This is a genomic window from Streptomyces sp. NBC_00620 (assembly GCF_026341825.1).
GTDB lineage: Bacteria > Actinomycetota > Actinomycetes > Streptomycetales > Streptomycetaceae > Streptomyces.
In genome coordinates, this window is record NZ_JAPENY010000002.1 from 909777 (window position 1) to 934569 (window position 24793).

A 24793-nucleotide genomic window follows, 5' to 3' on the forward strand; every position below is an offset into this window, starting at 1 on the left:
CAAGCAGGGCCGAGCCGGACGAGCGGACCGTCCTCAGTGCGGCTGAAGGTCCAGCGTCGGCTTCGTCGCAGACGTCCCGCGGGGCATCGCCGGATGCAGCCCGAGCAGCACGATGCCCACCACGACGGCCGCGAGCCCCGCCGCCTCCCAGGCGAGCGCCCCGGCGTCCGTACGCAACTGGTCCCCGAGGAACCCGACCCCGCAGACGATCCCGGCCAGCGGCTGCGCCGCGGTGAGCGCGGGCAGCGACATCCTCAGCGGCGCGGTCTCGAAGGCGCTCTGCACAAGCACCAGGCCCGTCACGCCGAGGACGAGAACCGCGTACGGCTGCCAGCCGGTGAGCAGCTCCGCCCAGCCGCCCTCGCCGAACCGCTGCCCGCTGACCCGGGTGAGCGCGTCCTGGACGCCGTACAGCAGACCCGCTGCCAGGGAGAGCAGCACGGGCATGGAGCTGAGCCGGGTCCGCTTCGCGTACGCGGTGAGCAGCAGCGCGAGCCCCACCATGACCCCGATGATCAGCCAGTGCCGCAGGGGATCGCTGATGGCGTCCCCGCCCTCCGGCTGTCCGGCGACGATGAACGCGCTGACCCCGCCCGCGAGCAGCAGGAGCCCGGCCCAGCCCTGCCGGCCCAGCGGCTGCTTGGTCTGATGGCGGGAGAGCGCGAGCGCGAAGAGCAGGTTCGTCGCGAGCAGGGGTTCCACCAGGGAGATCTCGCCCTTGCCCAGGGCGATCGCGCCGAGGACCATGCCGCACACCATGAGGCCGATGCCGCCCAGCCACCGGGGCACCCGGACGAGGTCGAGCAGCAGGCGGGGGGAGAGGAAGTCGCTCAGGGGGGCGTGCGAGGCGGCGTTCTGCTGGAGCACGAAGCCGAAGCCCAGACAACAGGCCGCGCTCACAGAGAGGACCAGAACGAGAACCGACACGCTGTGTACCTCGATACATCGGGAGTCAGTGCGGGCCACGGGTGCGTATCGCGCCGACTGTAGTGCCACGGGCCGGGGCCTGCCCCGACAGTACCCGGATCCGGGCAGTTGACTCGGTCACTCTTCTTGCCGAAGGATCTGACCGATCAGTAACAACGAGTGGTCGAGCACCATCGGCGACCACCGCCTTCCACACCACAAATGTCTCATCAACCAGCGACGAAGCCGATCGGTTCGTGACGAACCTCATGACCATTCTCATGGGGAACTCCATGCCCGAACCCATCCGGCCAGTCGGATTGCCGAGAGGACGGGCCCATGGCCTACGACGCAGATGTGATCGTGATCGGAGCGGGCCTCGCGGGGCTCGCAGCGACCGCGGAGCTCGTGGACGCCGGGCGCAAGGTGATCCTCCTCGACCAGGAGCCCGAGCAGTCGATCGGTGGCCAGGCGCACTGGTCCTTCGGCGGGCTCTTCTTCGTGAACTCGCCCGAGCAGCGCCGCCTGCGGATCAAGGACAGCCATGCGCTGGCCCTCCAGGACTGGATGGGAACGGCCGGTTTCGACCGTGCCGAGGACCACTGGCCGCGTCAGTGGGCCGAGGCCTACGTCGACTTCGCGGCCGGCGAGAAGCGCTCCTGGCTGCACCAGCAGGGCGTCCGCTTCTTCCCCGTGGTGGGCTGGGCCGAGCGCGGCGGGTACGACGCCAACGGGCACGGGAACTCGGTGCCCCGCTTCCACATCACCTGGGGGACGGGCCCCGGCCTGGTCGCGCCCTTCGAGCGGCGCGTGCGGGCCGGCGTCGCCCGCGGCCTCGTCCAGCTGAAGTTCCGCCACCGCGTCACCGGTCTGTCCCGCAGCGCGGGCTCCGTCGACACCGTCACCGGCGAGATCCTGGAGCCGTCCGGCATCGAGCGCGGCCAGGCGAGCAGCCGCACGGTCAGCGGCGCCTTCGAGCTCAAGGCCCAGGCGGTGATCGTCACCTCCGGAGGTATCGGCGGCAACCACGACCTCGTGCGCGCCAACTGGCCCGAGCGGCTCGGCAACCCGCCGGAGCGGATGATCGCCGGTGTGCCCGCGCACGTCGACGGCAAGATGCTCGCGATCGCCGAGGAGACGGGCGCCCGCCTCATCAACCGCGACCGCATGTGGCACTACACCGAGGGCATCCGGAACTGGAACCCGATCTGGGAGAACCACGGCATCCGCATCCTGCCCGGCCCGTCCTCGCTCTGGCTCGACGCCCGCGGCAAGCGGCTGCCGGTGCCGCTCTTCCCCGGCTTCGACACGCTCGGCACCCTCGAACACATCATGAAGACCGGGTACGACTACACCTGGTTCGTGCTCGACCAGAAGATCATCGGCAAGGAGTTCGCGCTCTCGGGCTCGGAGCAGAACCCCGACCTCACCGGCAAGTCCATCAAGGACGTCATCGGGCGGGCGCGCGCCGATGTGCCCGGTCCGGTCAAGGCGTTCATGGACAACGGCGTGGACTTCGTCGTCGAGAAGGACCTGGGCGCGCTCGTGCGCGGCATGAACGCGATCACCAAGGAGTCGCTCATCGACGAGGCCGCGCTGCGCCACGAGATCGTCTCGCGCGACCGGGAGGTCGCGAACCCCTTCACCAAGGATCTCCAGGTGATGTCGATCCGCGGCGCCCGCAACTACCTCGGCGACAAGCTGATCCGTACGGCGACCCCGCACCGCATCCTCGACCCCAAGGCCGGTCCGCTGATCGCGGTCCGCCTCAACATCCTCACCCGCAAGACCCTCGGCGGCCTGGAGACGGACCTCTCCTCGCGGGTGCTGACCGAGGGCGGGGACCCGCTGGAGGGCGTGTACGCGGCGGGGGAGGCCGCAGGGTTCGGCGGCGGCGGAGTCCATGGCTACCGCTCCCTCGAAGGCACGTTCCTCGGCGGCTGCCTGTTCTCCGGGCGCGCGGCGGGCAGGGCGGCGGCCAAGGCGGTGAACTGACCTGACCCCGGCCCGTGCGGTGGACGGGAGCGGGCCGTGGGATCAACACCCCGGCCCGCAAGGGCGGTTGAAACGTGTACTGAGTCCAGCGGCACTTGACGGGAACCTGTGGCTCCGGCTTTGCTGTGCGTGATCAGTCCCTGACAAACCGCGCCCAGTGAGGAAACGCCGCGGTGTCGCCACCCCCGCCACCCCTCGGCCGCGGTCGCAAGCGCGCGGCTCAGGCCTTCGACGCCGCGCTCGACGACGCCGAACTCGTTGCCGCGCGCGCCTCGTTGAACCAGGGGCGGTGGACAGCGGTCCGCGCGCTGCTCGCCGGGACCGGCGACGACTGGGACCGCCGGGGCCATCGCGTCACCGTTCTCGCGCAGGAGCCCGCCGCCCTCGCCTGGGCCCGCGACTGGCAGCTCGCCGAACCCGAGTCCGGCGACGCGGCCGTGCTTTTCGGCTGTGCCACCGTGCAGCAGGCACTGAAGGGGAAGGAGCGCCCGGAGCGCGCCCGCGAGGCCTGCCACACGGCCGCGGCGCTGGTGCCCGCCGATCCCACGCCCTGGCTCGGCCTGCTCCTGCTTGAGCGCTCCCTCGGCGGCGAGGAGGACGTGGTCCGGCTCTTCGACGAGGTGCGCCACCGCTACGCCGATCACCACCACGCCCACCACCTGATGGTCGCGCGGCTCGCCGAACGCGGCGCCAAGTCGGGCCAGGACCCGCTGCACGAGGTGTACGACTTCGCCAACTGGGCGGCCGAACAGGCCCCCGCCGACTCGCCGTTGGCCATCCTCCCGGTCGTCGCGCACGCCGAGCGCTACCGCGTGCTGGCCAACGCCGGCATCGAGTCCCCCGACCCCGTCGCCTCGGAGCACTGGCTCGGGCGCCGGGCCCGCCAGGTCATGAAGGCCGCCTTCGACTGGTGGCTGGAGTGGGAGCGCGACGACCACCCGCGCCGCCATGTCGACCTCAACTTCCTTGCCCACGCCAAGTTCTGCGAGGGCCGGGCCGCCGAGGCCGCCGCCCTGTTCCACCGCATCGGTGAGCACGCCACTCCGGCGCCCTGGTCGTACCCGGACCGAGATCCCTACCTTGCCTTCCGCGCCGCACGCGACAGCGCGCTCGGCGCGGTCTGAACGCCACCCCCCGAAAACCGGACATCCGAACATCCGAAAGGACAACCCCGCGATGACGACGGGCAGTTCGAGTACGTCGAGCACATCGAGTACGGCCGGCACGGGCGGAACGGCCACCGCCGAGGCCGGCATCAGCACCTTCAAGGGCCAGGACCGCGCACTGCGCGCCGACCGGCTCGGCACGGGAGGACTGCTGCTGTCCGTCCTCGCGGCGACCGCACCGCTCATGGTGGTCGCGGGTGTCATGCCCACCACATTCGCGGTGATGGGCATCGTCGGGCAGCCGCTGCTCTTCGTCATCCTCGGCGTGGTCCTGGTGCTCTTCAGCGTCGGGTACGCCGAGATGAGCCGCCACGTCCACAACGCGGGCGCCTTCTACGCGTACATCTCGCGCGGCCTCGGCGGTACCGCGGGGGCGGCCGCGGCGCTGGTCGCGCTGGTCGCCTACAACGCCCTGCAGGTCGGTATCTACGGCATCTTCGGCTTCGAGGTCTCCGGGCTGTTCGCCACCTACCTCGAACTCGAAATCGCCTGGTGGATACCGGCGTTGGTGGCGGTGCTCCTGGTCGGCGCGCTCGGCTGGCTGAAGATCGACGTCAACGCGCGCCTGCTGGGCGTACTGCTGATCGTGGAGGTGGCTCTCGTCGTCGTCTTCGACCTCGCCGCCGTCGCCGACCCGGCGAAGGAGGGCCTGTCGCTGCACGCCTTCAACCCGGACACCCTCACCGGCGCCGGGGTCGGCACCGCGCTGTGCTTCTGCATCGCGGCCTTCCTCGGCTTCGAACAGGCCCCCGTGTACGCCGAGGAGACCAGCAAGCCGCACATCCTGGTGCCGCGCGTGATGTTCTTCGCGGTCGGCGGAGTGGCCGTCTTCTTCGCGCTCAGCAGCTGGGCGTTCACCATCGCGGCGGGCCCCTCCGGGATCGTCGGCGCGTCCCAGGAACAGGGGCCGGGCCTGCTGTTCTCCCTCACCGAGTCGCGGCTCGGCGGCACCTTCACGGACGTACTGCACGTCCTGTTCGTGACCGGCATGTTCGCGGCCATGCTCAGCTTCCACAACGTCGTCGCGCGGTACACCTTCGCCATGGGCCGGGAGGGACTGCTGCCGTCCGCCTTCGGCCGGACCACGGGCACCAGCGGCGCCCCCGGCACCGGCTCGCTGCTCCAGACCGCCGTGTCCCTGGTCGTCGTGATCGGCTTCGCCATCGCCGACGACAAGCCGATTGGTGACCCGACCGCGCCCGTGCTGCAGCTGTTCACCTGGGGCGGCAACATCGGCGCGCTCGGCGTGATCCTGCTGATGGCGGCAGCCTCGCTGTCCGTCATCGTCTTCTTCGCCCGCCGCGGCTCCGCGCGGGCCCAGGCCTGGCGCCTCGCCACGGCGGCGGTCGCGGGCACCGCCCTGCTCATCATCGCGGTCTACACGGTCAAGGACTTCGACGTCCTGGTCGGGGCGGGCCCGGGCTCCTCGCTGAGCTGGCTGCTGCCGTCCATCGTCGGAGCGGCGCTGGTCGCCGGCCTGGTCCAGGGCCTGGTGCTGCGCTCCCGCAAGCCCGAGGCACACGCCCGGATCGGTCTCGGCAACGAAGCGTTCCAACTGGACAAGGCGGCGGAATCCGCTTCCTGAACGGCGCGCTTCCTCAACGGTGAGTAATAAGTGGTTACGGAATTCTGACGAGCACCCGCCGCCCCTGGCCCTTTGGGGGTCGCGGGTGCTCGAATCAATAGGTGAACTCTGAACATCCCGACGAGCGGGAGCCGGAACGACCGCGAGCCCGGGAACCGGAACACCCCGAGGAGCGCGGAGCGCCGGTCGGCCGCCGGGTGTTCCTCGGCACACTCGGACTCGGCGCGCTAGGCGTGCTGGCCGCCCCCACCCTCCAGCGCGGCCTCGAGTCCTTCCTCGCCGGCGCGTCCGACAAGGACCCCACCGGACTGACGGGCCTCCTCCCCAACGGCGGCGGCTTCCGCTACTACTCGGTGGCGTCGTCCGTCCCGCACAAGGACGCGACGGACTACCGCCTCACCGTCGACGGCCTGGTCGACCACCCCGCCTCGTACACCCTCGCCGAACTGAAGGCCCTGCCGCAGACCCGCCTCGTGCACGACGTCCAGTGCGTCACCGGCTGGCGGGTGCCGGGCACCCCCTTCGAGGGGGTCCGCCTGTCCGACCTCCTGGACGCCGCGGGAGTGCGCTCCACGGCCGGGGCGATCCGCTTCACCTGCTTCGACGGCATGTACACGGAGAGCCTCACCCTCGAACAGGCCCGGCGCCCCGACGTCCTGGTCGCCCACCGCATGCAGGACAAGGCCCTCGGCCACAGCCACGGCGGCCCCGTCCGCCTCTACGTCGCCCCCATGTACTTCTACAAGTCCGCCAAGTGGCTCTCCGGCATCACCGTCACCGAGGACGTCCGCCCGGGCTACTGGGAGGAACGGGGCTACGACGTGGACGCCTGGGTCGGCCGCTCGAACGGACGCGACGATGAACCTACGAGTTGACCACGCCCCGGCCCTCGCCTCCCGCGTACGGCGCTTCAGCCGCGCGGAGAGCTGGGTGCACCGGGTGACGGCCCTGCTCATGGGCGTGTGCGTGGTGACCGCGGCATGCCTGTACGTCCCCCAACTCGCCGAGCTGGTCGGCCGCCGCGAGCTGGTGGTCCGCATCCACGAGTGGGCCGGACTCGCCCTGCCCGTGCCCGTCCTGGCGGGTCTCGCCTCCCGCGCCTTCCGCTCCGACCTGGGCCGGCTGAACCGCTTCGGCCCGCACGACCGCGTCTGGCTGCGCGCCGCTCTGCGCCGCGACAAGCGGCACTCGGCCCGGCCCGCCGGCAAGTTCAACGCGGGCCAGAAGGTCTACGCGTCGTGGATCGCCGGGGCTTCGCTGGTGATGGTGGGCACGGGGCTGATCATGTGGTTCACCCACCTCACCCCCTTGATGTGGCGCACGAGCGCGACGTTCGTCCACGATTGGCTCGCCCTGACGATCGGCATCGTCCTGGCCGGTCACATCGGCATGGCACTCGGCGATCCGGAGGCGCGGCGGGGCCTGCGGACGGGCTCGGTGAGCCGCGAGTGGGCGGAGCGCGAGCATTCGCTGTGGCGCCGCTGACCTCATGGGGCCGGTGAAGCCGAGCTGTTGCCGGTGGGTGCTTCCGGGCAGACGCTCGCGGGCGGGCCGGGGGACTCCTCCGGGTCAGGAGCCACGAGGGTGAAGGCGTTCTCCCTGGTCGCAGAGTCGCCGTACCGGACTGTCACGCTCACGGACTTCGGATACCGCCCCGTGGCCAGGCTCGGGGCGGCGATGCAGACGACCGCCCGGTCGCCCGACCCCGACACGAGCACCTGGCCGGTCTCCAGAAGCTCGCCGTCGATGAGGACGGCGGCGTTGTCCCGCAGTTCCCCGTGGTCGAAATAGGTGTCGTGGACCTCGATCGTGACGGCGTCGCCCGGCCGTGCCTCGGTGCGATCGACCACGTTCACCGCCGCGATCCCGAAGTCGCAGGCGTCCTTGCCGGGCGGTGAACTCGGCAACGGCACGGTGGCCGACGGGTGTTGTCGGTGGAACTCCAGGATCCCGCCCAGTACGGCGTACGCGGCGCGCTCCTTGCAGGTGCTGAGCCCACCCGCGGCGGCGGCGTGGTCCGAGGCCGCCGTGGCCCAGCTGCCGCCCTGACCCTGGACGGCGGCGCAGGCGTTGGCCAGGCCGCGGAGCACCTGCCAGCCGGCCTCTGCCGAGATGCTCCGCAGGGTGTCCCGGCAGTCGGAGGGGGTCATGCGGAGGGTGTCGTAGACGCTCTCGGGGTCGGGTGTGTTCCCGGCGTCGGGTGAGCGCGGGCCCGGCGGGAGCCAGGCGGGGGCGTCGATACGGACGCCACCGACGGGATTGCCAGGAGTACTGGGAGCGCTGGGGGTGCCGGGGCTGCTTCCTGAGCCGCTGCCCCCACCGGATCCACCCGAATCACCGGATCCACCCGGTCCGTCCGATCCGCCCGACCCGCTCATCGTGCCGTTGTCGGGCGGCTGCCCGGTGGGCGTACCGGCGGCTGTCCCCCCGTCCGTCCCCCCGTCCGTCCCCCCACTCACTGTCCCGCCCGACACGCTCGTCCCGCCCCCGGAGGAGTCGTCCCGCCCGCCTCCGTGGTCTTCGCAGGCGAGCGCCGTCGTGATCGCCAGGGTGCCGGCCAGGCACACCCCCGCTATGCGCACTCCGAGCGAAGCCCCCATGACACCCCCGATGCCATCGCCCCTGGGCGTCAGCGAGAGGCCGGTGGCCGCGGGCGGCCCCAGGGACAGGTCTCCCATCATGGGACCGTCGCCGCCCGGCGGGAAGTCGATTCCGCCAGGCAGCGACAGCAGTGGTCAGAGGTTGCTCAGGAGGCGAAGTCGAGCAGCACCTTGCAGGACCGCCCGCGGTCGGCGGCCAGTGCGAACGCCGATTCCGCCTCCCGCACCGGCACCACCGCACTGATCAGCCCGTCGAACGCCGGCTCGGCCGCGAGCAGTGTCAGCGCCTCGTCGAACTCGGTGTCGAAGCGGAAAGCGCCCCGCAGTTCGATCTCCCGGCTGACGACCAGGTTGCCCGCGAAGGAGCTCAGCCCCGGCGGCAGCATGCCGAGCTGCACGACGACCCCGCCACGCCGTACGAGGCGGAGGCAGGTGTCCAGACCCGCGGCGACACCGGACGCCTCGATGGCGACGTCGACCTCCGACGGCCACCCGGGATCGCCGGGGTCGTCGGCCCGTACGACCGAGTCCGCGCCCGCCGAGGCGGCGTACGCCAGTGCCTCCGGCAGGAGATCGGTGGCCGTCACCCGCGCGGCGCCCGCGGCCTTCGCGGCGGCCACCACCAGGCAGCCGATGGGCCCGGCCCCCGTCACCAGCACATGCCGCCCGGACACGGAGCCGGCCCGCCGTACCGCGTGCAGTGCGACGGACAAGGGCTCGGCGAGCGCCGCCCGGCGCAGCTCGAGTCCAGCGGGCAGTGCCCGCAACTGCTCGGTGGGCACGGTAACTTGGGCGGAGAACCCGCCCTGGATGTGCGGCATCCGCGCCGCGCTCCCCAGATACCGGGTGTCACGGCACACGTTCCGGCGCCCGTCGGCACACTCGGGACACACGCCGCACGGAGTCGCGGGGTGCACGGCAACAGCCGTTCCCGGTACGGGACCTGAGGCGCCGTCACCGTACGACAGCACCGTTCCCACGACCTCGTGCCCCAGCACCATCGGCTCCCGCAGCCGGAAGTCGCCGACCCCGCCGTGCCGCCAGTAGTGCAGGTCGGACCCGCACACCCCGCCGTACCGGACGGCGACCAGGGCCTGCCCGGGACCGGGGGAGGGCGCGGGCAACTCGTCGACCCGCAGGTCGTTCTCACCGTGGATCACACAGCCGAGCATGGTCGGGCTCCCTTCACCGCGCACTTGTCATGCCGCGTCACAGCACACTCGCCAGGCACGTCACAGCACACTCGTCATGCCGCCGTCGACGTACAGCACCTGCCCGCTGACGAAGTCCGCCGCGGGAGAGGCGAGGAACAGCACCCCGCCGACCAGATCCTCCGTACGGCCCCAGCGCCCGGCCGGCGTACGCCGCCGCACCCACGCGCTGAACTCCTCGTCGGCCACCAGGGGTTGGGTCAGCTCGGTCTCGATGTAACCGGGCCCGAGCCCGTTGACCTGCACTCCGCGAGGACCCCAGTCCGCGCACATGCCCTTGGTGAGCATCTTCAGCGCGCCCTTGGTGGCCGCGTACGGGGCGATGCCCGGACGGACGACCTCGCTCTGCAGGGAGCAGATGTTGATGATCTTTCCGTGGCCGCGCTCGGTCATCCCGCGCGCGGCCTCACGTCCGACCAGAAACGCACTCGTCAGGTTCGTGTTCAGGATCCGGTGCCAGTCGGCGTCCGTGAACTCCAGGAGCGGGGCCCGCAGTTGCATACCGGCGTTGTTGACGAGGATGTCGAGCGGACCCACCCGCTCCTCAACGTCCGCTATTCCGGCGGCGACCGACGGACCGTCGGTGACGTCGAACGCCGCGGTGTGGATCTCACCGGGCAGCTCCGACGCGGCCTTGCTGAGCCGTTCGCCGTCGCGCCCGTTGAGCACCACCGTGCAGCCGGCCTCCGCAAGGCCCCGGGCCAGCGCGAACCCGATGCCGCGACTGGACCCGGTGACCAGCGCCGTACGGCCGCTGATGTCGAACAGAGGGTGACTCATACCCGTACCCCTAGATCACTTAGATCACTAGCGACAGCAGCAGGACCAGCCCGCCCGCGACCACCGAGATGATCGTCTCCATGACCGACCACGTCTTGATGGTCTGGCCGACGTTCAGGCCGAAGTACTCCTTGACCAGCCAGAACCCGGCGTCGTTGACATGGCTGAAGAAGAGCGAGCCCGCGCCGATCGCCAGCACCAGGAGGGAGACGTGCGCGGTCGACATGTCGGCCGCGAGGGGTGCGACGAGACCGGCGGCCGAGATGGTGGCGACGGTCGCCGAACCGGTCGCGAGCCGGATCGCCACCGCGATCAGCCAGGCGAGCAGCAGCGCGGGGATCGACCAGTCCTTGGAGATGTCCAGGATCATCTGGCCCACGCCCGAGTCGATCAGCGTCTGCTTGAAGCCGCCGCCCGCGCCGACGATCAGCAGGATGCCCGCGATCGGGGCGAGCGACTTCTCGACGGTCGTCGACAGCCGGTCCTTGGTGAAGCCGGCCGCGCGGCCCAGGGTGAACATGCCGACTATCACGGCGGCGAGCAGCGCGATCAGCGGCGAGCCGATCACGTCGAAGACGCGCTGGATCATGTGCGTGGGGTCGTCCACGACGATGTCCACCAGCGCCTTGGCCAGCATCAGCACGACCGGGAGCAGCATGGTCGCGATGGTGGCGCCGAAGCTGGGGCGCTTCTCCAGGTCCTCGGAGGCGCGGGCGGGGATCATCTTGTCGGGGGCCGGGACGTCCACCCACCGGGCGGCGCACTTCGAGAAGACCGGACCCGCGATGATCACCGTGGGGATGGCCACCAGGATGCCGAGAGCCAGCGTGAGGCCGAGGTTGGCACCCACCGCGTCGATCGCGACCAGCGGGCCGGGGTGCGGCGGGATCAGGCCGTGCATCACGGACAGGCCGGCGAGGGCCGGGATGCCGATGCGCATCAGGGAGTAGTTGCCGCGCTTGGCGACCATCAGGACGACCGGGATAAGGAGCACGATGCCGACTTCAAAGAACAGCGGCAGACCGATCACCGAGGCGATCAGCACCATCGCCCACGGCATGGCACGCCCACCCGCCTTGGCGAGGATCGTGTCGACGATCTGGTCGGCGCCGCCGGAGTCGGCCAGCAGCTTGCCGAGGATCGCGCCGAGCGCGATCAGGACGCCCACGCCGGCGACGGTCGAGCCGAGCCCGGTCGTGAAGCTGACGATGACCTTGTCCAGCGGCGCTCCGGCGAACGCGCCGAGGGCGAGCGAGCCGATGGTCAGGGCCAGGAAGGCGTGCACTTTGAACTTGGTGATGAGCAGGACGATGACGGCGATGCCCGCCAGCACGGCGATACCCAGCTGAGCATGGCCGGCCGAGGTGATCGGCTCGACGGTGTCCGCTGCCAGCATCTCGGCGCTGAGTCTGGTCACGGTGGTTCCCTTACGTGAGAAAGATCGGCAAAAGGGGGTTAGTTGGAGGGCTGGGGCAGGTCGCGGAGTGCGGCCACGGCCCGCTCGGTGATCTCTCCGGGGTCGCCGGAGACATCCACGGCGACACCCGCCTCGTCCGCCTCCAGCGGCTGGAGGGTGGCGAACTGGGAGTCCAGGAGCGCCGTGGGCATGAAGTGCCCCTGGCGGTGCGACATCCGGTCCTCGATGAGCGCGCGGTCACCGGTGAGGTGCACGAACACGACTCCGGGCGCCGCCGCCCGCAGCCGGTCCCGGTAGCCGCGCTTCAGCGCCGAGCTGCTGACGACCCCGCCGAGCCCCGCCCGCTCGTGCGCCCAGCGCCCGATGGCGTCGAGCCACGGCCACCGGTCCTCGTCGGTGAGCGGGGTCCCGGCCGACATCTTGGCGATGTTGGCCTGGGGGTGGAAGTCGTCGCCCTCGGCGTACGGAACGCCGAGCCGGGCCGCAAGCAGGGGACCGATGGTGGTCTTCCCGGTGCCTGCGACGCCCATGACCACGACGACGTGGGGGGTGCGCGTCAGCTGCATCGTGCTCTCGCTGTCTTCATCGTCTACGTCGACACCTGACATCCGATGTCGACGACACTGAAACGCATTAGGTACGACAAATTCAAGAGTCTGTGACATATAAGTCTGACTTTTTGTTCCGAGGGGCGGACTCGTACGCTGGCTCCATGAGCACACGGGGCCGGGGCCTGCACGAACATGTACTGGGAACCCTCGGGCCGGCGATCACCGCGGGCGAGTACCCGCCGGGCAGCGTGCTGCGCACGGACGAACTCGCCCAGCGCTTCGAGGTGTCACGCTCCGTGATGCGTGAGGCGGTCCGGGTGCTCGAGTCCATGCACCTGGTCGAGTCCCGCCGCCGCGTCGGCGTGACGGTCCTGCCCAAGGTCGAGTGGAACGTGTACGACCCTCAGGTCATCCGCTGGCGGCTGGCCGGAGCCGACCGCCCCCACCAGCTGCGTTCGCTCACCGTGCTGCGCTCCGCCGTCGAACCGATCGCCGCGGGCCTCGCCGCCAAGCACGCCACCGCCGCGCAGTGCGCCGAACTCACCGAGTGCGCGCTCGGCATGGTCGGCACCTCACGCGGCCATCAGCTGGAGGGGTATCTCGTCCACGACGTCGCCTTCCACCGGGTGATCCTCAACGCCTCGGGCAACGAGATGTTCGCCCGGCTCGGCGATGTCGTCGCGGAGGTCCTGGCGGGCCGCACCCACCACGAGGTCATGTTCGAGGACCCCGACCCCGCGGCCGTCACCCTCCACGTCCAGGTCGCGGAGGCCGTCCGCGAGGGCGACGCGGCCCGCGCCGAGGCACTCACCCGCGAGATCACGGTGGGCGCGCTCCAGGAGCTGGACATACTGGCGCCGTAGCGGCTACTGGATGTAGTCGGCCGTAGCGGCTACTGGATGAAGTCCCCGTCCACGTACACCCACGCGCCGTCGACCCGCTCGAAGCGGCTGCGCTCATGCAGCGAGCCGCCCCGGTAGGAGGCCCGGAAGGTCACGGTCCCCGCCGAGTGGAACGCGGAGCCGTCACCCGTCTCCAGGATCTCGAGGCCGGTCCACCGCATCCCGGGATCGAAGTCGACGGAGGCGGGCCGGGTGCGTGGGTGCCAGGTCCGCAGGAGGTACTTCTCGTCCTGCCGTACGAAGGCGGCGTACCGCGACCGCATCAGCGCCTCGGCGGTCGGCGCGGCCGCAGCACCCGAGTGGTAGCGCCCGCAGCACTCCTCGTACGCCCGGGGAAGCCCGCACGGGCAGGAGCGACTGGTCATGGTGCGAATCCCTCTGCGTCTACGCCGAGTCGGCGTTGGTCGGCGGGTAGGTGGGCCGCGCCGGAAGCCGAGAGGCCGTGGGCGAGGGCAGCGGAGGGAGCGCCCTCTTGTCCAGCCATGCGGCGAACATGTCGTCCAGGGGTTCGGCCGCGTAGCGGGTGACATGCGCGGTGAAAGCGGCTGTCGTCACTGCGCCGCCCCGGTACTGAGTGGCCCATCCGCGCAGCATGCGGAAGAAGGCTTCGTCACCCATCGCGCAGCGGAGCGCGTGCAGGACGAGCCCGCCGCGCTCGTAGAGCCGGTCGTCGAACATCAGCTTGCGCCCCGGGTCGGACAGACACAGGTCCTGCGGCAGCGCGGACAGCTTCCGGTGGGCGGCGGCGGCGAGTTGATGCGCCCCGCGGCCGCCGGAACGCTCCGACCACAGCCACTCCGCGTACTTGGCGAACCCCTCGTTCAGCCAGATGTGCCGCCAGTCCGCGATGGACACGCTGTTGCCGAACCACTGGTGCGCCAGCTCGTGCGCGATCAGCCGCTCCGAACCGCGTGCCCCGTCCACGTGGTTGGCACCGAACAGCGACAACCCCTGTGCCTCGACGGGCACATCGAGCTCCTCCTCCGTCACCACCACCGCGTACTCGCCGAACGGATAGGGCCCGAAGAGATCCTCGAACAGCTCCATCATCGCGGGCTGCCGCGCGAAGTCCCGGGAGAACTCGGAGAGCAGATCGGCGGGCAGATGACCGGTCTGCGGCACGCCGCCGAGGCCCGGGTCGCCGAGCAGCACCGTCTGGTACTTCCCGATCGAAAGGCCGACCAGATAGCTGGACGTCGGCGCCGACTGCTCGTAGACCCAGGTGGTCGTCGAAGCCCGCGTCGTACGGGTCAGCAGCCGGCCACCGGCCACCACCGAGTACGCGGACGGTGTGGTGATCGAGATCTGGTAGGCGGCCTTGTCGGCCGGGCGGTCGTTGCACGGATACCAGGAGGGCGCGCCGATCGGCTGGCTCGCCACCAGAGCCCCGTCCTCGAGCTCCTCCCAACCGAGCCCGCCCCAGGGGCTGTTCACCGGCTTGGGATTGCCGGCCCAGTGCACCTCGACGGTGAAGGCGGCACCGGCCCGGATCGGCTTCGGGGGACGGATGCGCAGCTTGCCGCCGCGGTGCGTGTAGTGCGGTGCCTTGCCGTCGACACGGACCCGGCCGATCCGGAAGTCGGCCAGGTTCAGGTGGAACTCGGTGAGCGGGGAGCGGCCCGCTATGGCGTTGAGCCGCACGGTGCCGGAGAGCCGGTTCGGGCCGGGGCGGTAGTCCAGCGCGAGTTCGTACCGGTGCACCCGGTAGCGGGGATCACCGTTGGCCGGGAAGTACGGGTCCGATCCCACTGTCTGCTGAACGCTCACTGCTGCGTCTGCTCCCTGCCCTGTGCTCGTACGACGTGCCGGTACACCGCCCTTCGTATCCGATCCGGCCTTCGCTTCTATGAACGCCATGACTCGATCGGGTTGCCCAGCCAGCGGGTGTCGTCGGGAACGGACTCCGCCGCCATCACGAGCGACGCGGGACCCAGTGTGGAACGGGCCCCGACGGTGCTGCCGGGCAGGACGATTCCGCCCGGACCCAGGGTGGCGCCCTCACGGAGGACAACAGTATCCGTCCGCAAGATCCGGTCGTGGAAGAGGTGAGTCTGCAGGACACAGCCCCGATTCACGGTGGAAGCATCGCCGAGCGACACCAGGTCCGTCTCGGGCAGCCAGTAACTCTCGACCCAGGCGCCCTTGCCGATCCGGGCACCGAGCCCGCGCAGCCACGCCGTCATCAGCGGCGTACCCGGCACGGAACCCGCCAGCCACGGCACGGCCACCACCTCGACGAAGGTGTCCGCCAGCTCATTGCGCCACACGAAGCTGCTCCACAGCGGGTGCTCGCCCGCCCGGTGCCGCCCCACGAGTACCCACTTCGCCACGATGGACAGCACACACGCGAGCGCGCCCACGCCGAGCAGCACCACCCCGGCGAGCGCCCAGGCCCATGCCCCCAGCGCACTCAGCGCGGCCACCGTCAGTACGGCAAGCGCCGCCGAGCAGAACACCGGCACGATCCGGCACAGCTCCACCAGACCGCGTGCCCACAGCAGGTGCGCGGGCGGGTCGTATGTACGGCTCTGATCGCCGCCCTGCGCGGCACGCGGCAGCTTCATCGGCGGCAGCCCCAGATAGGAGCTGCCCTTCTTCGCCTTCTTCGGCGTCGCCGACAGCACTCCGACCAGACCGCCGTCCGGCACGCTGCGGCCGGGCGCGGTCATCCCGGAGTTCCCGAGGAACGCCCGGCGCCCGATCTCGGCCCGCCCGATCTTCACCCAGCCACCGCCGAGCTCATACGGCGCGGTGAGTGTGTCGTCCGCGAGGAACGCGCCCTCGCCGACGGTGGTGAGGCTAGGCAGCGCGAGCACGGTGGACACCTCGGCGCCCCGCCCGATCTTCATCCCGAGCAGCCGCAGCCACACCGGCGTGATCAGCCCGGCGTACAGCGGGAACAGCGTGTCCCGCGAGCGGTCCATCAGCTGCGTGACCGTCCAGGCCTGCCAGCCGATCCGGCTGTGCGTCGGATACGTACCCGCGCGCAGCCCGAGGCTCAGCAGCCGTACGGCGATCAGGAGCAGCAGCGCGTACGCGAGGCCGAAGGCGAGCGTCGCCGGCACCAGGGCCACCGCCGCACCGCGCAGGGCTTCAGCGAGCCCGGCGTCCGCGCTCACGAACTGATGCGCCACGAGCAGTGCGGCAAGTCCCGCGACCAGCGGCAGCGCGGACAGCGCGAAGCCGGTCACGCCGTACATCACGCGCCAGTACGTGCCACGCGCCGGGCGCTCCTTGGGCCAGGCCCGCTTCGCCTTGCCGAGCTTCACGGCGGGCGCTCCGGCCCAGCGCTGCCCGGTGGGAACATGCCCGGCCACGGCGGAACCGGCGGCCACCTCGGCGCGCTTGCCCACCCGCGCACCGGGGAACAGCAGGCTGCGCGTACCGACCACGGCGTGCGCGCCCACCTTCACCGGACCGATCTCCAGCCGGTCACCGTCCAGCCAGTGCCCCGACAGGTCCACCTCGGACTCCACGGCGGCACCCCGGCCCAGCTTGAGCATGCCGGTCACCGGCGGCAGCGAGTGCAGATCCACGTCGGGACCGATCTTGGCGCCCAGGGCGCGCGCGTACCGCTCCAGCCAGGACCCGGTCAGCGAGGTCGCGCCACTGAACTCGACCAGCCGCTCGGCGGTCCACAGCCGCAGATGCACGCTGCCGCCGCGCGGGTGGCGGCCCGCCTTCACACCCCGCAGCAGCAGCCGCGCACCGCCCGCGGCGATCGCGAGGCGCCCCGGCGGGCTGAAGAGCACGAGGGCCCCGGCGGCGACGAGCCACCACGAGGCGGTCGGCGCCCACGGATACGGCCCGAACCAGTGCAGTACGTTCCCGAGCGCGGCCAGCGCCACCGTCCAGCGCAGACCGAGGAGCGTGAACAGCGGGATCAGCAGAAGAAGCTGGGTCGCCTTGGTCCGCAGCGGAACCGGCGCGATGACCCGCTCGGCGCCGTCGTCCTGCGAGGACTCCTCCAGGTGCCGGGCGAGCTTGCGCAGGGTGGGCTGCTGGTAGATGTCGAGGACGGCGGCGCTGGCGTAGCGGGTGCGCAGCTTCGTGGTGAGCTGGGCGGCGGCGAGGCTGCCGCCGCCGATCGCGAAGAAGTCGTCGGACGCGGTGGCGACGGGGATGCCGAGGACCTCGCTCCACTGCTCGGCGAGCCAGGCCTCGGTGCCGTACAGCTGCTCCTTCGCGCCGCCGGTCGCCAGGTTCTCCAGCGGCCAGGGCAGCGCGTTGCGGTCGACCTTGCCGGAGGTCCGGGTCGGCAGGTCCTCGACCGGCGCGAGCAGCGGGACGAGGGCGGCGGGCAGCTCGGCGCGCAGCTTCTCGACGGCCGCGGCCTGGTCCCAGCCCTCCTGGGTGACGACATAGCCGACGAGCAGCTGGTTGCCGCTGCGCGCGGTCCGTACGGCGGCCGCGGCGCCCGCGACACCGGGCAGCGCCTGCAGAGCGGCGTCCACCTCGCCGAGCTCGATCCGGCGCCCGCCGAGCTTGATCTGCTCGTCGGCCCGGCCGAGGAAGATCAGTCCCTCGGGCTCCGCCTTGACGAGGTCACCACTGCGGTACGCCCGCTCCCAGCCCAGCGACTCGAGCGGCGCGTACTTCTCGGCGTCCTTCTCGGGGTCGAGATAGCGGGCGAGCCCCACCCCGCCGATGACGAGCTGCCCGCTGTCGCCCATCGCCACGGGCTCCCCGGCCTCGTCGACGACGGCCAGCTCCCAGCCGTTCAGCGGCAGCCCGATCCGGATCGGCTCCTCGCCGGTCATCAGGGAGGCGCAGGCCACGACGGTCGCCTCGGTGGGCCCGTAGGTGTTCCACACCTCGCGCCCCTCGGTGACGAGGCGCTGGACCAGCTCGGGCGGGCAGGCCTCGCCGCCGAAGATCAGCAGCCGGACCTCGTTGAGCGCCTCCGGCTCCCACAGCGAGGCCAGCGTCGGCACGGTCGAGACGACGGTGATCTCCTGCTCCACCAGCCAGGGCCCCAGGTCGGCGCCGCTGCGCACCTGGGAACGCGGCACGGGCACCAGGCAGGCGCCGTACCGCCAGGCCAGCCACATCTCCTCGCAGGAGGCGTCGAAGGCGACGGAGAGGCCCGCCATGACCCGGTCGGCGGGCCCGATCGGTTCCTCGGTGAGGAAGAGGTCCGCCTCGGCGTCGACGAAGGCGGCGGCACTGCGGTGACTGACGGCCACGCCCTTGGGCTTGCCTGTGGAGCCCGAGGTGAAGATGATCCACGCGTCGTGCTCGGTGCCGGGACGGGCGGCGGGCGTTTCGCTCCTGCCGGTGACGGTCAGCTCGTGCCCGGCCCCCACGACCGCGCGGACCTGAGCCTCCCCGAAGACCAGCTCGGCCCGCTCGTCCGGGTCCTCGGCGTCCACCGGCACATAGGCGGCGCCGGCGGCCAGTACGGCGAGGATGGCGACGTACAGGTCGTTGGTGCCGGAGGGGACCCGGACGCCGACCCGGTCGCCGAGGCCGACACCGGCGTCCGCGAGCCTGCGGCGCAGCGCCTCGACCTCGACGGCCAGCGCACGGTAGGTGAGGGAGCGCTCACCGTCGTCCAGGGCGGGCTCGTCGGGGTACGCCCGGACGGAGGCGTCGAGGATGTCCACGAGCGTGCGCGGGGAGGCGGCGGGGGAGGCGGAGAAGCGCGCGCGGTCACCGAACTCCGCTCGCACCTCCTCGTCGAACAGAGCGAGCGCAGGGCCTTGCTCTAGGGCTGCCATCGGGTCCTCACGTGGTGATCCCGGAGCGTCCGGGGCGCTGGTGGGCCCGCAGGTACGCCTGGGGATATTCCGGTCCAGCTCCAAACAAGCGTGGAATTTTAGTACGACGCTAGTCGCGTACCTGCACGTCAGCCATGTGAGGGGGCGTCGGGGAGCCCCTGGAACCAGTGATTCCGGTGCCCTGCTGGTGCTCTGACGTGGGGATCTGTCACTCTGACGAGATCTGCCCCACATCTTGCCGTAACACGTCGTACGGCAATGCAATGGGTGCGGTTCCACTCGGAGTTGGTGATCTCCCCACCTGGTCCTGCGCACGTCAGCGGGGTTCGAGGAGCCCACAGGGGAGTACGGTTGCAGGTACCGAGCGCCTAGCACGCCGTCATCCGTTTCAGCGTCGCCCTCGGGGAACGGCAAGGCCGGAGCACCTCGTGCCCGGCGGAAATGGGCCGCCCCATGACTGCTCGCTCGAACCGTCGCGCCGACTGCCGCATCCCGTCCCGCGCTCCGCGTTAGCGGTCCTTCCCGCCCCGAGGTGTCTCCGGGGAGCCCCAAGGCGTTCCGGCACTCAGCCACGACAAGAACTCAATAATGAGGAAGCGTATGAGCCGCACGAGCCTGATGAGTCTGGGAGTCATCTCCTCCTCCAACAAGGAGAACGAGTTCCGACTTCCCCTGCACCCCGCGCACCTCGGCCGGATCGGCCCCGACGTACGCGAGAAGATCTTCCTTGAACAGGGCTACGGCGAGCGGTTCGGCGTCGGCGACGATGCTCTGCGGCCCCTTGTCGCGGGCCTGCGCTCCCGAGAACAGCTGATCGCCGAGTGCGATGTCCTGATGCTGCCCAAACCGATGCACGAGGACGTCGCCGAACTGCGCCAGGGCCAAGTGCTGTGGGGATGGCCGCACTGCGTGCAGGACGACACGATGACCCAGCTCGCCATCGACCGGCAGCTCACCCTCATCGCCTGGGAGGCCATGAACCACTGGACCTCCACGGGCGCCTTCAGCGTCCACGTGTTCCACAAGAACAACGAACTCGCGGGCTACTGCTCGGTGTTGCACGCCCTGCAGCTCGGCGGCCTGACCGGCAGCTACGGGCGCCGGCTGCGCGCGGTGGTCATCAGCTTCGGCGCCACGGCACGCGGAGCGGTCACGGGCCTGGGAGCCATGGGCGTCTCCGACGTCACCGTGCTCACCCAGCGCGCCGCCGCCGCGGTGGCCTCGCCGATGCCGTCGGTCGTGATGGGGCACTTCGAGGAGCAGGCGGACGATCCGTCGAAGCTGCGGGCCATCACCGCGGCCGGTTCCGCGCCGCTCGCGGAGTACCTGGCCGGGTTCGACATCATCGTCAACTGCGTACTGCAGGACACCGACTCACCGCTGATGTTCGTCACCGACGAGGAACTCGCCCAGTTCAAGCCGGGGACCTTCTTCGTCGACGTCGCCTGCGACGAGGGCATGGGCTTCGAATGGGCCCGCCCGACCACCTTCGGCGATCCCATGCCCACGGTCGGTCCTGGCTGCCACTACTACGGGGTGGACCACAGCCCGTCCCACATGTGGAACTCCGCCACCTGGGAGATCAGCGAGGCGCTCCTCCCCTACCTGCGCAAGGTCATGAGTGGCCCCACGGCATGGGAGGCCGACGCCACGGTCAGCAAGGCCATCGAGATCCGCGACGGCATCATCCGGAACCCGAAGATCCTCTCCTTCCAGCACCGGACGGCCGCCTACCCGCACGCCCGAGAGATTCCGGCCCCCGCCTCGGCCCAGGCCCAGGCCCCGGCACTGGTCGGCTGATGGCCGCGCGGAGTTGACGTACGACGACGGAAGCTGACGTACGACGACGAAACGCGAACGGTGCCGGCGGAGAATCCACCGGCACCGTTCGCACAGAACCATCTGGTGTCCGAGGGGGGACTTGAACCCCCACGCCCGTTAAAGGGCACTAGCACCTCAAGCTAGCGCGTCTGCCATTCCGCCACCCGGACAAGGTGTCTGTCGCGCGGGGTTTCCCTCGCGGCGACAGAGGAAACATTACCAGGCTTCCGAGGGCGCCCGATCACGCCCCGTTCCCGCGTGAACGGCGTGTGACGGGCCGCGTCCGGCCTTGGACGGGGCGGGGGTCGGAGAGAGGATGAGGGGGGACCACCAGCAGTGACAGTGGGAGGAAGCAGCGTGAGCGAGTCGAGCACGGCCAGGGGCGTCTCTGGCGAGGACGAGGTCGTGGACCTCTGTCGCGAGCTGATCCAGATCGACACCAGCAACTACGGGGACCACTCGGGGCCGGGTGAGCGCAAGGCCGCCGAGTACGTCGCCGAGAAGCTCGCCGAGGTGGGGCTCGAACCGCAGATCTTCGAGTCGCACCAGGGGCGCGCCTCCACGGTCGCCCGCATCGAGGGCGAGGACCCCTCACGCCCCGCGCTGCTCATCCACGGCCACACCGATGTCGTACCGGCCAACGCCCAGGACTGGACCCACCACCCCTTCTCCGGCGAGATCGCCGACGGCTGTGTGTGGGGCCGGGGCGCGGTTGACATGAAGGACATGGACGCCATGACGCTGGCGGTCGTACGGGACCGGATGCGCAGCGGCCGCAAGCCGCCCCGTGACATCGTCCTCGCCTTCCTCGCGGACGAGGAGGCGGGCGGCACGTGGGGTGCGCGGCACCTGGTAGACAAGCACCCCGGCCTCTTCGACGGTGTGACGGAGGCGATCGGCGAGGTCGGCGGGTTCTCCTTCACGGTCAACGAGAAGCTGCGGTTGTATCTCGTCGAGACCGCCCAGAAGGGCATGCACTGGATGAAGCTGACCGTGGACGGCACCGCCGGGCACGGTTCGATGATCCACAAGGACAACGCCATCACCGAGCTCTCCGAGGCCGTCGGGCGGCTCGGGCGGCACAAGTTCCCGGTGCGGGTGACCAAGACGCTGCGCCACTTCCTCGACGAACTCGGCGACGCGCTCGGCACCGAGCTCGACCCGGAGAACATGGACGCGACGCTCGCCAAGCTCGGCGGCATCGCCAAGCTCATCGGCGCCTCCCTGCAGAACACCGCCAATCCGACCCAGCTGGGCGCGGGTTACAAGGTCAACGTGATTCCGGGACAGGCGACCGCGCACGTCGACGGGCGTTATCTGCCGGGCTACGAGGAGGAATTCCTCGCCGACCTGGACCGGATTCTCGGCCCGAAGGTGAAGCGCGAGGACGTGCACTCCGACAAGGCGCTGGAGACCACCTTCGACGGGGCCCTTGTCGACGCGATGCAGACCGCGCTGTCCGCCGAGGACCCGATCGCCCGCGCCGTCCCCTACATGCTGTCCGCCGGCACCGACGCCAAGTCCTTCGCCGACCTCGGCGTCCGCTGCTTCGGCTTCGCGCCGCTGAAGCTGCCGCCGGAGCTGGACTTCGCGGGCATGTTCCACGGCGTCGACGAGCGGGTGCCGGTCGACGCGCTGAAATTCGGCGTGCGCGTACTCGACCGCTTCATCGACGCTTCCTGAACGGGCCTGGTGATGCGGTGAATTGGCCCACTGAAACGAAACTGCACTATTCGCCAGCCTGTGCGGAATTGACTGAGAAGAGTGAATGAGACGATAAGCGCGTAGCCCCATTACTTCCCCCTCGTTACAGGTGATGCGATCCGAAGCTGGGATCGCATTTGCCAACAAGGAGGAATAATGATCAAGAAGATCGTCGCCGCTGCGGCCGCCACCGGTGGTCTGGTTCTCGCGGGTGCGGGCCTGGCCGTCGCCGACTCGGGTGCCCAGGGTGCCGCTGTGGGCTCCCCGGGTGTTGCCTCCGGCAACGTCATCCAGGTGCCCGTTCACGTCCCGGTGAACGTCTGCGGCAACACGGTCTCGGTGATCGGGCTGCTGAACCCCGCCTTCGGCAACACCTGCATCAACAAGTGACGTTGCACCTCATCCCATGAGGGTTTGAGCCCGTCGGCCCCGGAGCGCGTGCCATGCGCTCCGGGGCCGACCGGCTTTTCCGCGCACGCGTCGGTCGGGTGCGTGCGCGTTCCGGATGGTCCAAGCCAAGGGCGAAGGCAGGGATATAGCTATGCGACAGGTCACCCGCAAGGGCCTGATGACCGTGGCGGCAGCGAGTGGCGTACTCGCCGTCACCGGCGGTCACGCACATGCCGACTCGGGTGCGAACGGCGCCAGTTCGGACTCGCCCGGCGTGCTGTCGGGCAACACGGTGCAGGCGCCGGTGCACGCGCCGGTCAACGTCTGCGGCAACACCGTGAGCGTCGTGGGGCTGCTCAACCCGGCGATGGGCAACAAGTGCGCCAACAAGGGCGGCGGGAGCGGTTCGTCCGGCGGCTACGGGGACGGAGGGTCCCATTCCGGCGGTGGCTCGCAGGCGGGCGGGCATGCGAGTAACTCACCGGGGGTCGGCTCGGGCAACCATGTACAGGTGCCGATCGACGTGCCGGTCAACATCTGCGGCAACAGCGTGAACGTGGGCGGCGTCGGCAACGCCGTGACGGGCAACGAGTGCGGGAACGGGGCAGGTGGCGGGCACTCCACCACCCCGCCCGGCGGCGGACCCGAGGCGCCGACTCCGGGCAAGCCGTGGCAGCCCGGCCAGCCGGGACACCCGGGCGAGCCCGGCACTCCGGGGACGCCGGGACATCCCGGTACGCCGGGTCATCCGGTGACGCCGGGGACCCCGGGCCACCCTGCCGGGCCGGCCGGCTGGGGCGGGGAGAACGCGGGCGGTTCCGCGCACGCCGACCACCTGGGCGCGCGGTCCGTCACCCAGCCCGAGGGTGTCGAGCAGCTTGCCCACACCGGCGGTGACCTGCCGCTGGGCGCGATCGTCCCGGCGGGTATCGGCGCACTGCTCGGCGGCGCCGTGCTGTACCGCAGGGCGCGATCGGCGGCGTAAGCGGCACAGGTGTGAGTACAACGTCACAAACCTTCCGTGGTGAGCGGAACGGAGCCGGCCCCGCACTCGCGGGGCCGGCTCCGTTTCAGCCTCTTTCGCTCACCATGTCGCGCGCATCTGACGGATGATCCGCCGACGCAGCCGCACCTTGCGGCTGCCGTCGCGCAGCAGGCTCAGACGGTCCAACTCCCAGTGTCCGTACTCCGCGTGGTCTGTCAGCAGGCGTGTAGCGTCCTTGCGGGAAACCCCGCGTGGTACGTACACGTCGACAAATTCGTATTCCGGCATCGCATCTATTGTGCGGGCAGAGGCTCTGTACGGATAGCGTCTGCACTATGTCTGATGCTGTGCAGCCCACCGCTGCCGAGGTACGCGCCGCCGCCGAGGCGATCAAGACCGCGCTCGACCGTCACCTGGCCGCGGTCGAGCGCAGGACGGGCGATGACGACCCGGCCGTATACGAGGCGTTCAACGAGCTGGCCGCCGCGGCCGAGGAGTACGACGAGCTCCTCTACGACCGCTACGACGAGGTCACACCCTTCGAGATCCCCGGTTCGGAAGACACGCTGCCGCCGTACACGGGCCCGGAGGAGCCGAACGCGCTGAGCGTGCTGATCCGCCGGGACTACGCGGTGGTGGAGCCACAGCGCCTGCTGGCGCAGGCTCAGCGGGTGGAGGCCGTGGAGGAGGACGGAGCCAGTGTCAGCGCGGCCTTCGACGCGGCGGCCGGCACCGTGCACGGGGCGCTCGGTGTCCTGTTCGGCGAGTTCGAACCGGACGAGATCGCCTCCCGGCACAAGGAGTTCGGCCTGGAGGAGGGGGACTCCACGCTCTGGGTGACAGCCGCGGACGAGGCCGCCGAGCCCGGCGAATGGCTTGAGGCCCCGTTCGAATCGATCGACCCGCAGCGCGTGGTCTGCCGCTTCGACGTCAGTGCCGTCTTCGACGACGATTCGGACGACGAGGATCTTGAGGACGACCTCGGCCCCGACTCCGATCTGGAACCGCTGGACGCGGATCGCTGAGCCGAGCCAGTTGTACGGGGTGGCGGTCACCGGGG

The 24793-nt window shown here is 70.6% G+C and carries 21 protein-coding genes and 1 tRNA gene; 11 read left to right on the forward strand and 11 right to left on the reverse strand.

Features of this window, described 5'->3' with window-relative positions; genetic code table 11:
* Positions 1-33 precede the first annotated feature (33 nt).
* Complete coding sequence (locus OG246_RS23280) at positions 34-927, reverse strand: DMT family transporter (protein ID WP_266466832.1); 894 nt, start codon at positions 925-927, stop codon at positions 34-36.
* A gap of 318 nt (positions 928-1245) precedes the next feature.
* Between OG246_RS23280 and OG246_RS23285 the strand changes: the two genes are divergently transcribed.
* The 5 genes from OG246_RS23285 to OG246_RS23305 all read left to right on the forward strand — a co-directional run bounded on the left by OG246_RS23285 (position 1246) and on the right by OG246_RS23305 (position 7137).
* Complete coding sequence (locus OG246_RS23285) at positions 1246-2901, forward strand: FAD-binding dehydrogenase (RefSeq protein WP_266466835.1); 1656 nt, start codon at positions 1246-1248, stop codon at positions 2899-2901.
* A gap of 173 nt (positions 2902-3074) precedes the next feature.
* Positions 3075-4025 (forward strand): hypothetical protein, encoded by a 951-nt coding sequence (locus OG246_RS23290; protein WP_266466838.1) that lies wholly within the window; start codon positions 3075-3077, stop codon positions 4023-4025.
* 52 nt (positions 4026-4077) lie between these two features.
* Entirely contained in the window at positions 4078-5652 is a 1575-nt protein-coding gene (locus OG246_RS23295) for an APC family permease (protein WP_266466841.1), read from the forward strand.
* A 101-nt stretch (positions 5653-5753) separates the two neighbouring features.
* A complete protein-coding gene (locus OG246_RS23300) occupies positions 5754-6527 on the forward strand; it encodes a molybdopterin-dependent oxidoreductase (RefSeq protein ID WP_266466844.1) in 774 nt (257 codons plus the stop codon).
* A complete protein-coding gene (locus tag OG246_RS23305; RefSeq protein WP_266466847.1) occupies positions 6511-7137 on the forward strand; it encodes a cytochrome b/b6 domain-containing protein in 627 nt (208 codons plus the stop codon). Before OG246_RS23300 ends, OG246_RS23305 begins: the two co-directional genes overlap by 17 nt.
* A gap of 2 nt (positions 7138-7139) precedes the next feature.
* On the opposite strand, the gene OG246_RS23310 is transcribed toward OG246_RS23305, so the two are convergent.
* The 5 genes from OG246_RS23310 to OG246_RS23330 all read right to left on the reverse strand — a co-directional run bounded on the left by OG246_RS23310 (position 7140) and on the right by OG246_RS23330 (position 12226).
* The gene (locus tag OG246_RS23310) at positions 7140-8330 is read right to left on the reverse strand and encodes a hypothetical protein (protein ID WP_266466851.1); all 1191 of its coding nucleotides are present in this window, start codon (positions 8328-8330) and stop codon (positions 7140-7142) included.
* A 68-nt stretch (positions 8331-8398) separates the two neighbouring features.
* Entirely contained in the window at positions 8399-9424 is a 1026-nt protein-coding gene (locus tag OG246_RS23315; RefSeq protein ID WP_266466854.1) for an L-idonate 5-dehydrogenase, read from the reverse strand.
* 60 nt (positions 9425-9484) lie between these two features.
* On the reverse strand, positions 9485-10243 hold the full coding sequence (locus tag OG246_RS23320; protein WP_266466858.1) for an SDR family oxidoreductase: 759 nt from the start codon (positions 10241-10243) through the stop codon (positions 9485-9487).
* Positions 10244-10262: 19 nt separating this feature from the next.
* The gene (locus OG246_RS23325; RefSeq protein ID WP_266466861.1) at positions 10263-11660 is read right to left on the reverse strand and encodes a gluconate:H+ symporter; all 1398 of its coding nucleotides are present in this window, start codon (positions 11658-11660) and stop codon (positions 10263-10265) included.
* Between the two features lie 38 nt (positions 11661-11698).
* Positions 11699-12226: a gluconokinase gene (locus OG246_RS23330; protein ID WP_266466865.1), complete on the reverse strand. Its 528-nt coding sequence runs from the start codon at positions 12224-12226 to the stop codon at positions 11699-11701.
* Positions 12227-12372: 146 nt separating this feature from the next.
* Here OG246_RS23330 and OG246_RS23335 point away from each other — a divergent pair, with 146 nt between their 5' ends.
* Positions 12373-13074, forward strand: a complete 702-nt coding sequence (locus OG246_RS23335) for a FadR/GntR family transcriptional regulator (RefSeq protein WP_266466868.1) — start codon at positions 12373-12375, stop codon at positions 13072-13074.
* A gap of 29 nt (positions 13075-13103) precedes the next feature.
* Here OG246_RS23335 and OG246_RS23340 read toward each other — a convergent pair whose 3' ends face one another.
* From OG246_RS23340 to OG246_RS23350, 3 genes are all read right to left on the reverse strand, one after another.
* On the reverse strand, positions 13104-13478 hold the full coding sequence (locus OG246_RS23340; RefSeq protein WP_266466871.1) for a YchJ family protein: 375 nt from the start codon (positions 13476-13478) through the stop codon (positions 13104-13106).
* A 19-nt stretch (positions 13479-13497) separates the two neighbouring features.
* Positions 13498-14880: a M1 family metallopeptidase gene (locus tag OG246_RS23345; RefSeq protein WP_266466873.1), complete on the reverse strand. Its 1383-nt coding sequence runs from the start codon at positions 14878-14880 to the stop codon at positions 13498-13500.
* Positions 14881-14957: 77 nt separating this feature from the next.
* Positions 14958-18833 (reverse strand): Pls/PosA family non-ribosomal peptide synthetase, encoded by a 3876-nt coding sequence (locus OG246_RS23350; RefSeq protein WP_266466877.1) that lies wholly within the window; start codon positions 18831-18833, stop codon positions 14958-14960.
* 600 nt (positions 18834-19433) lie between these two features.
* Here OG246_RS23350 and OG246_RS23355 point away from each other — a divergent pair.
* Positions 19434-20633, forward strand: coding sequence for a N(5)-(carboxyethyl)ornithine synthase (locus OG246_RS23355; RefSeq protein WP_266466885.1), 1200 nt, complete (start codon positions 19434-19436; stop codon positions 20631-20633).
* 103 nt (positions 20634-20736) lie between these two features.
* On the opposite strand, the gene OG246_RS23360 is transcribed toward OG246_RS23355, so the two are convergent.
* Positions 20737-20824: transfer RNA gene (locus OG246_RS23360), tRNA-Leu, on the reverse strand.
* A gap of 187 nt (positions 20825-21011) precedes the next feature.
* Here OG246_RS23360 and OG246_RS23365 point away from each other — a divergent pair.
* The 3 genes from OG246_RS23365 (at position 21012) to OG246_RS42815 (ending at position 23733) form a co-directional block, all read left to right on the forward strand.
* A complete protein-coding gene (locus OG246_RS23365) occupies positions 21012-22337 on the forward strand; it encodes a M20/M25/M40 family metallo-hydrolase (protein ID WP_266466888.1) in 1326 nt (441 codons plus the stop codon).
* Between the two features lie 177 nt (positions 22338-22514).
* Positions 22515-22748: a chaplin ChpH gene (gene chpH / locus OG246_RS23370; RefSeq protein ID WP_266466891.1), complete on the forward strand. Its 234-nt coding sequence runs from the start codon at positions 22515-22517 to the stop codon at positions 22746-22748.
* A 151-nt stretch (positions 22749-22899) separates the two neighbouring features.
* Complete coding sequence (locus OG246_RS42815) at positions 22900-23733, forward strand: chaplin family protein (protein ID WP_323178329.1); 834 nt, start codon at positions 22900-22902, stop codon at positions 23731-23733.
* A gap of 99 nt (positions 23734-23832) precedes the next feature.
* Here the strand turns inward: OG246_RS42815 and OG246_RS23385 are convergent, their stop codons facing one another.
* Complete coding sequence (locus tag OG246_RS23385) at positions 23833-24021, reverse strand: DUF5703 family protein (protein WP_266466894.1); 189 nt, start codon at positions 24019-24021, stop codon at positions 23833-23835.
* 47 nt (positions 24022-24068) lie between these two features.
* Here OG246_RS23385 and OG246_RS23390 point away from each other — a divergent pair, with 47 nt between their 5' ends.
* Positions 24069-24758, forward strand: a complete 690-nt coding sequence (locus tag OG246_RS23390; protein WP_266466897.1) for a hypothetical protein — start codon at positions 24069-24071, stop codon at positions 24756-24758.
* Positions 24759-24793: the final 35 nt, after the last annotated feature.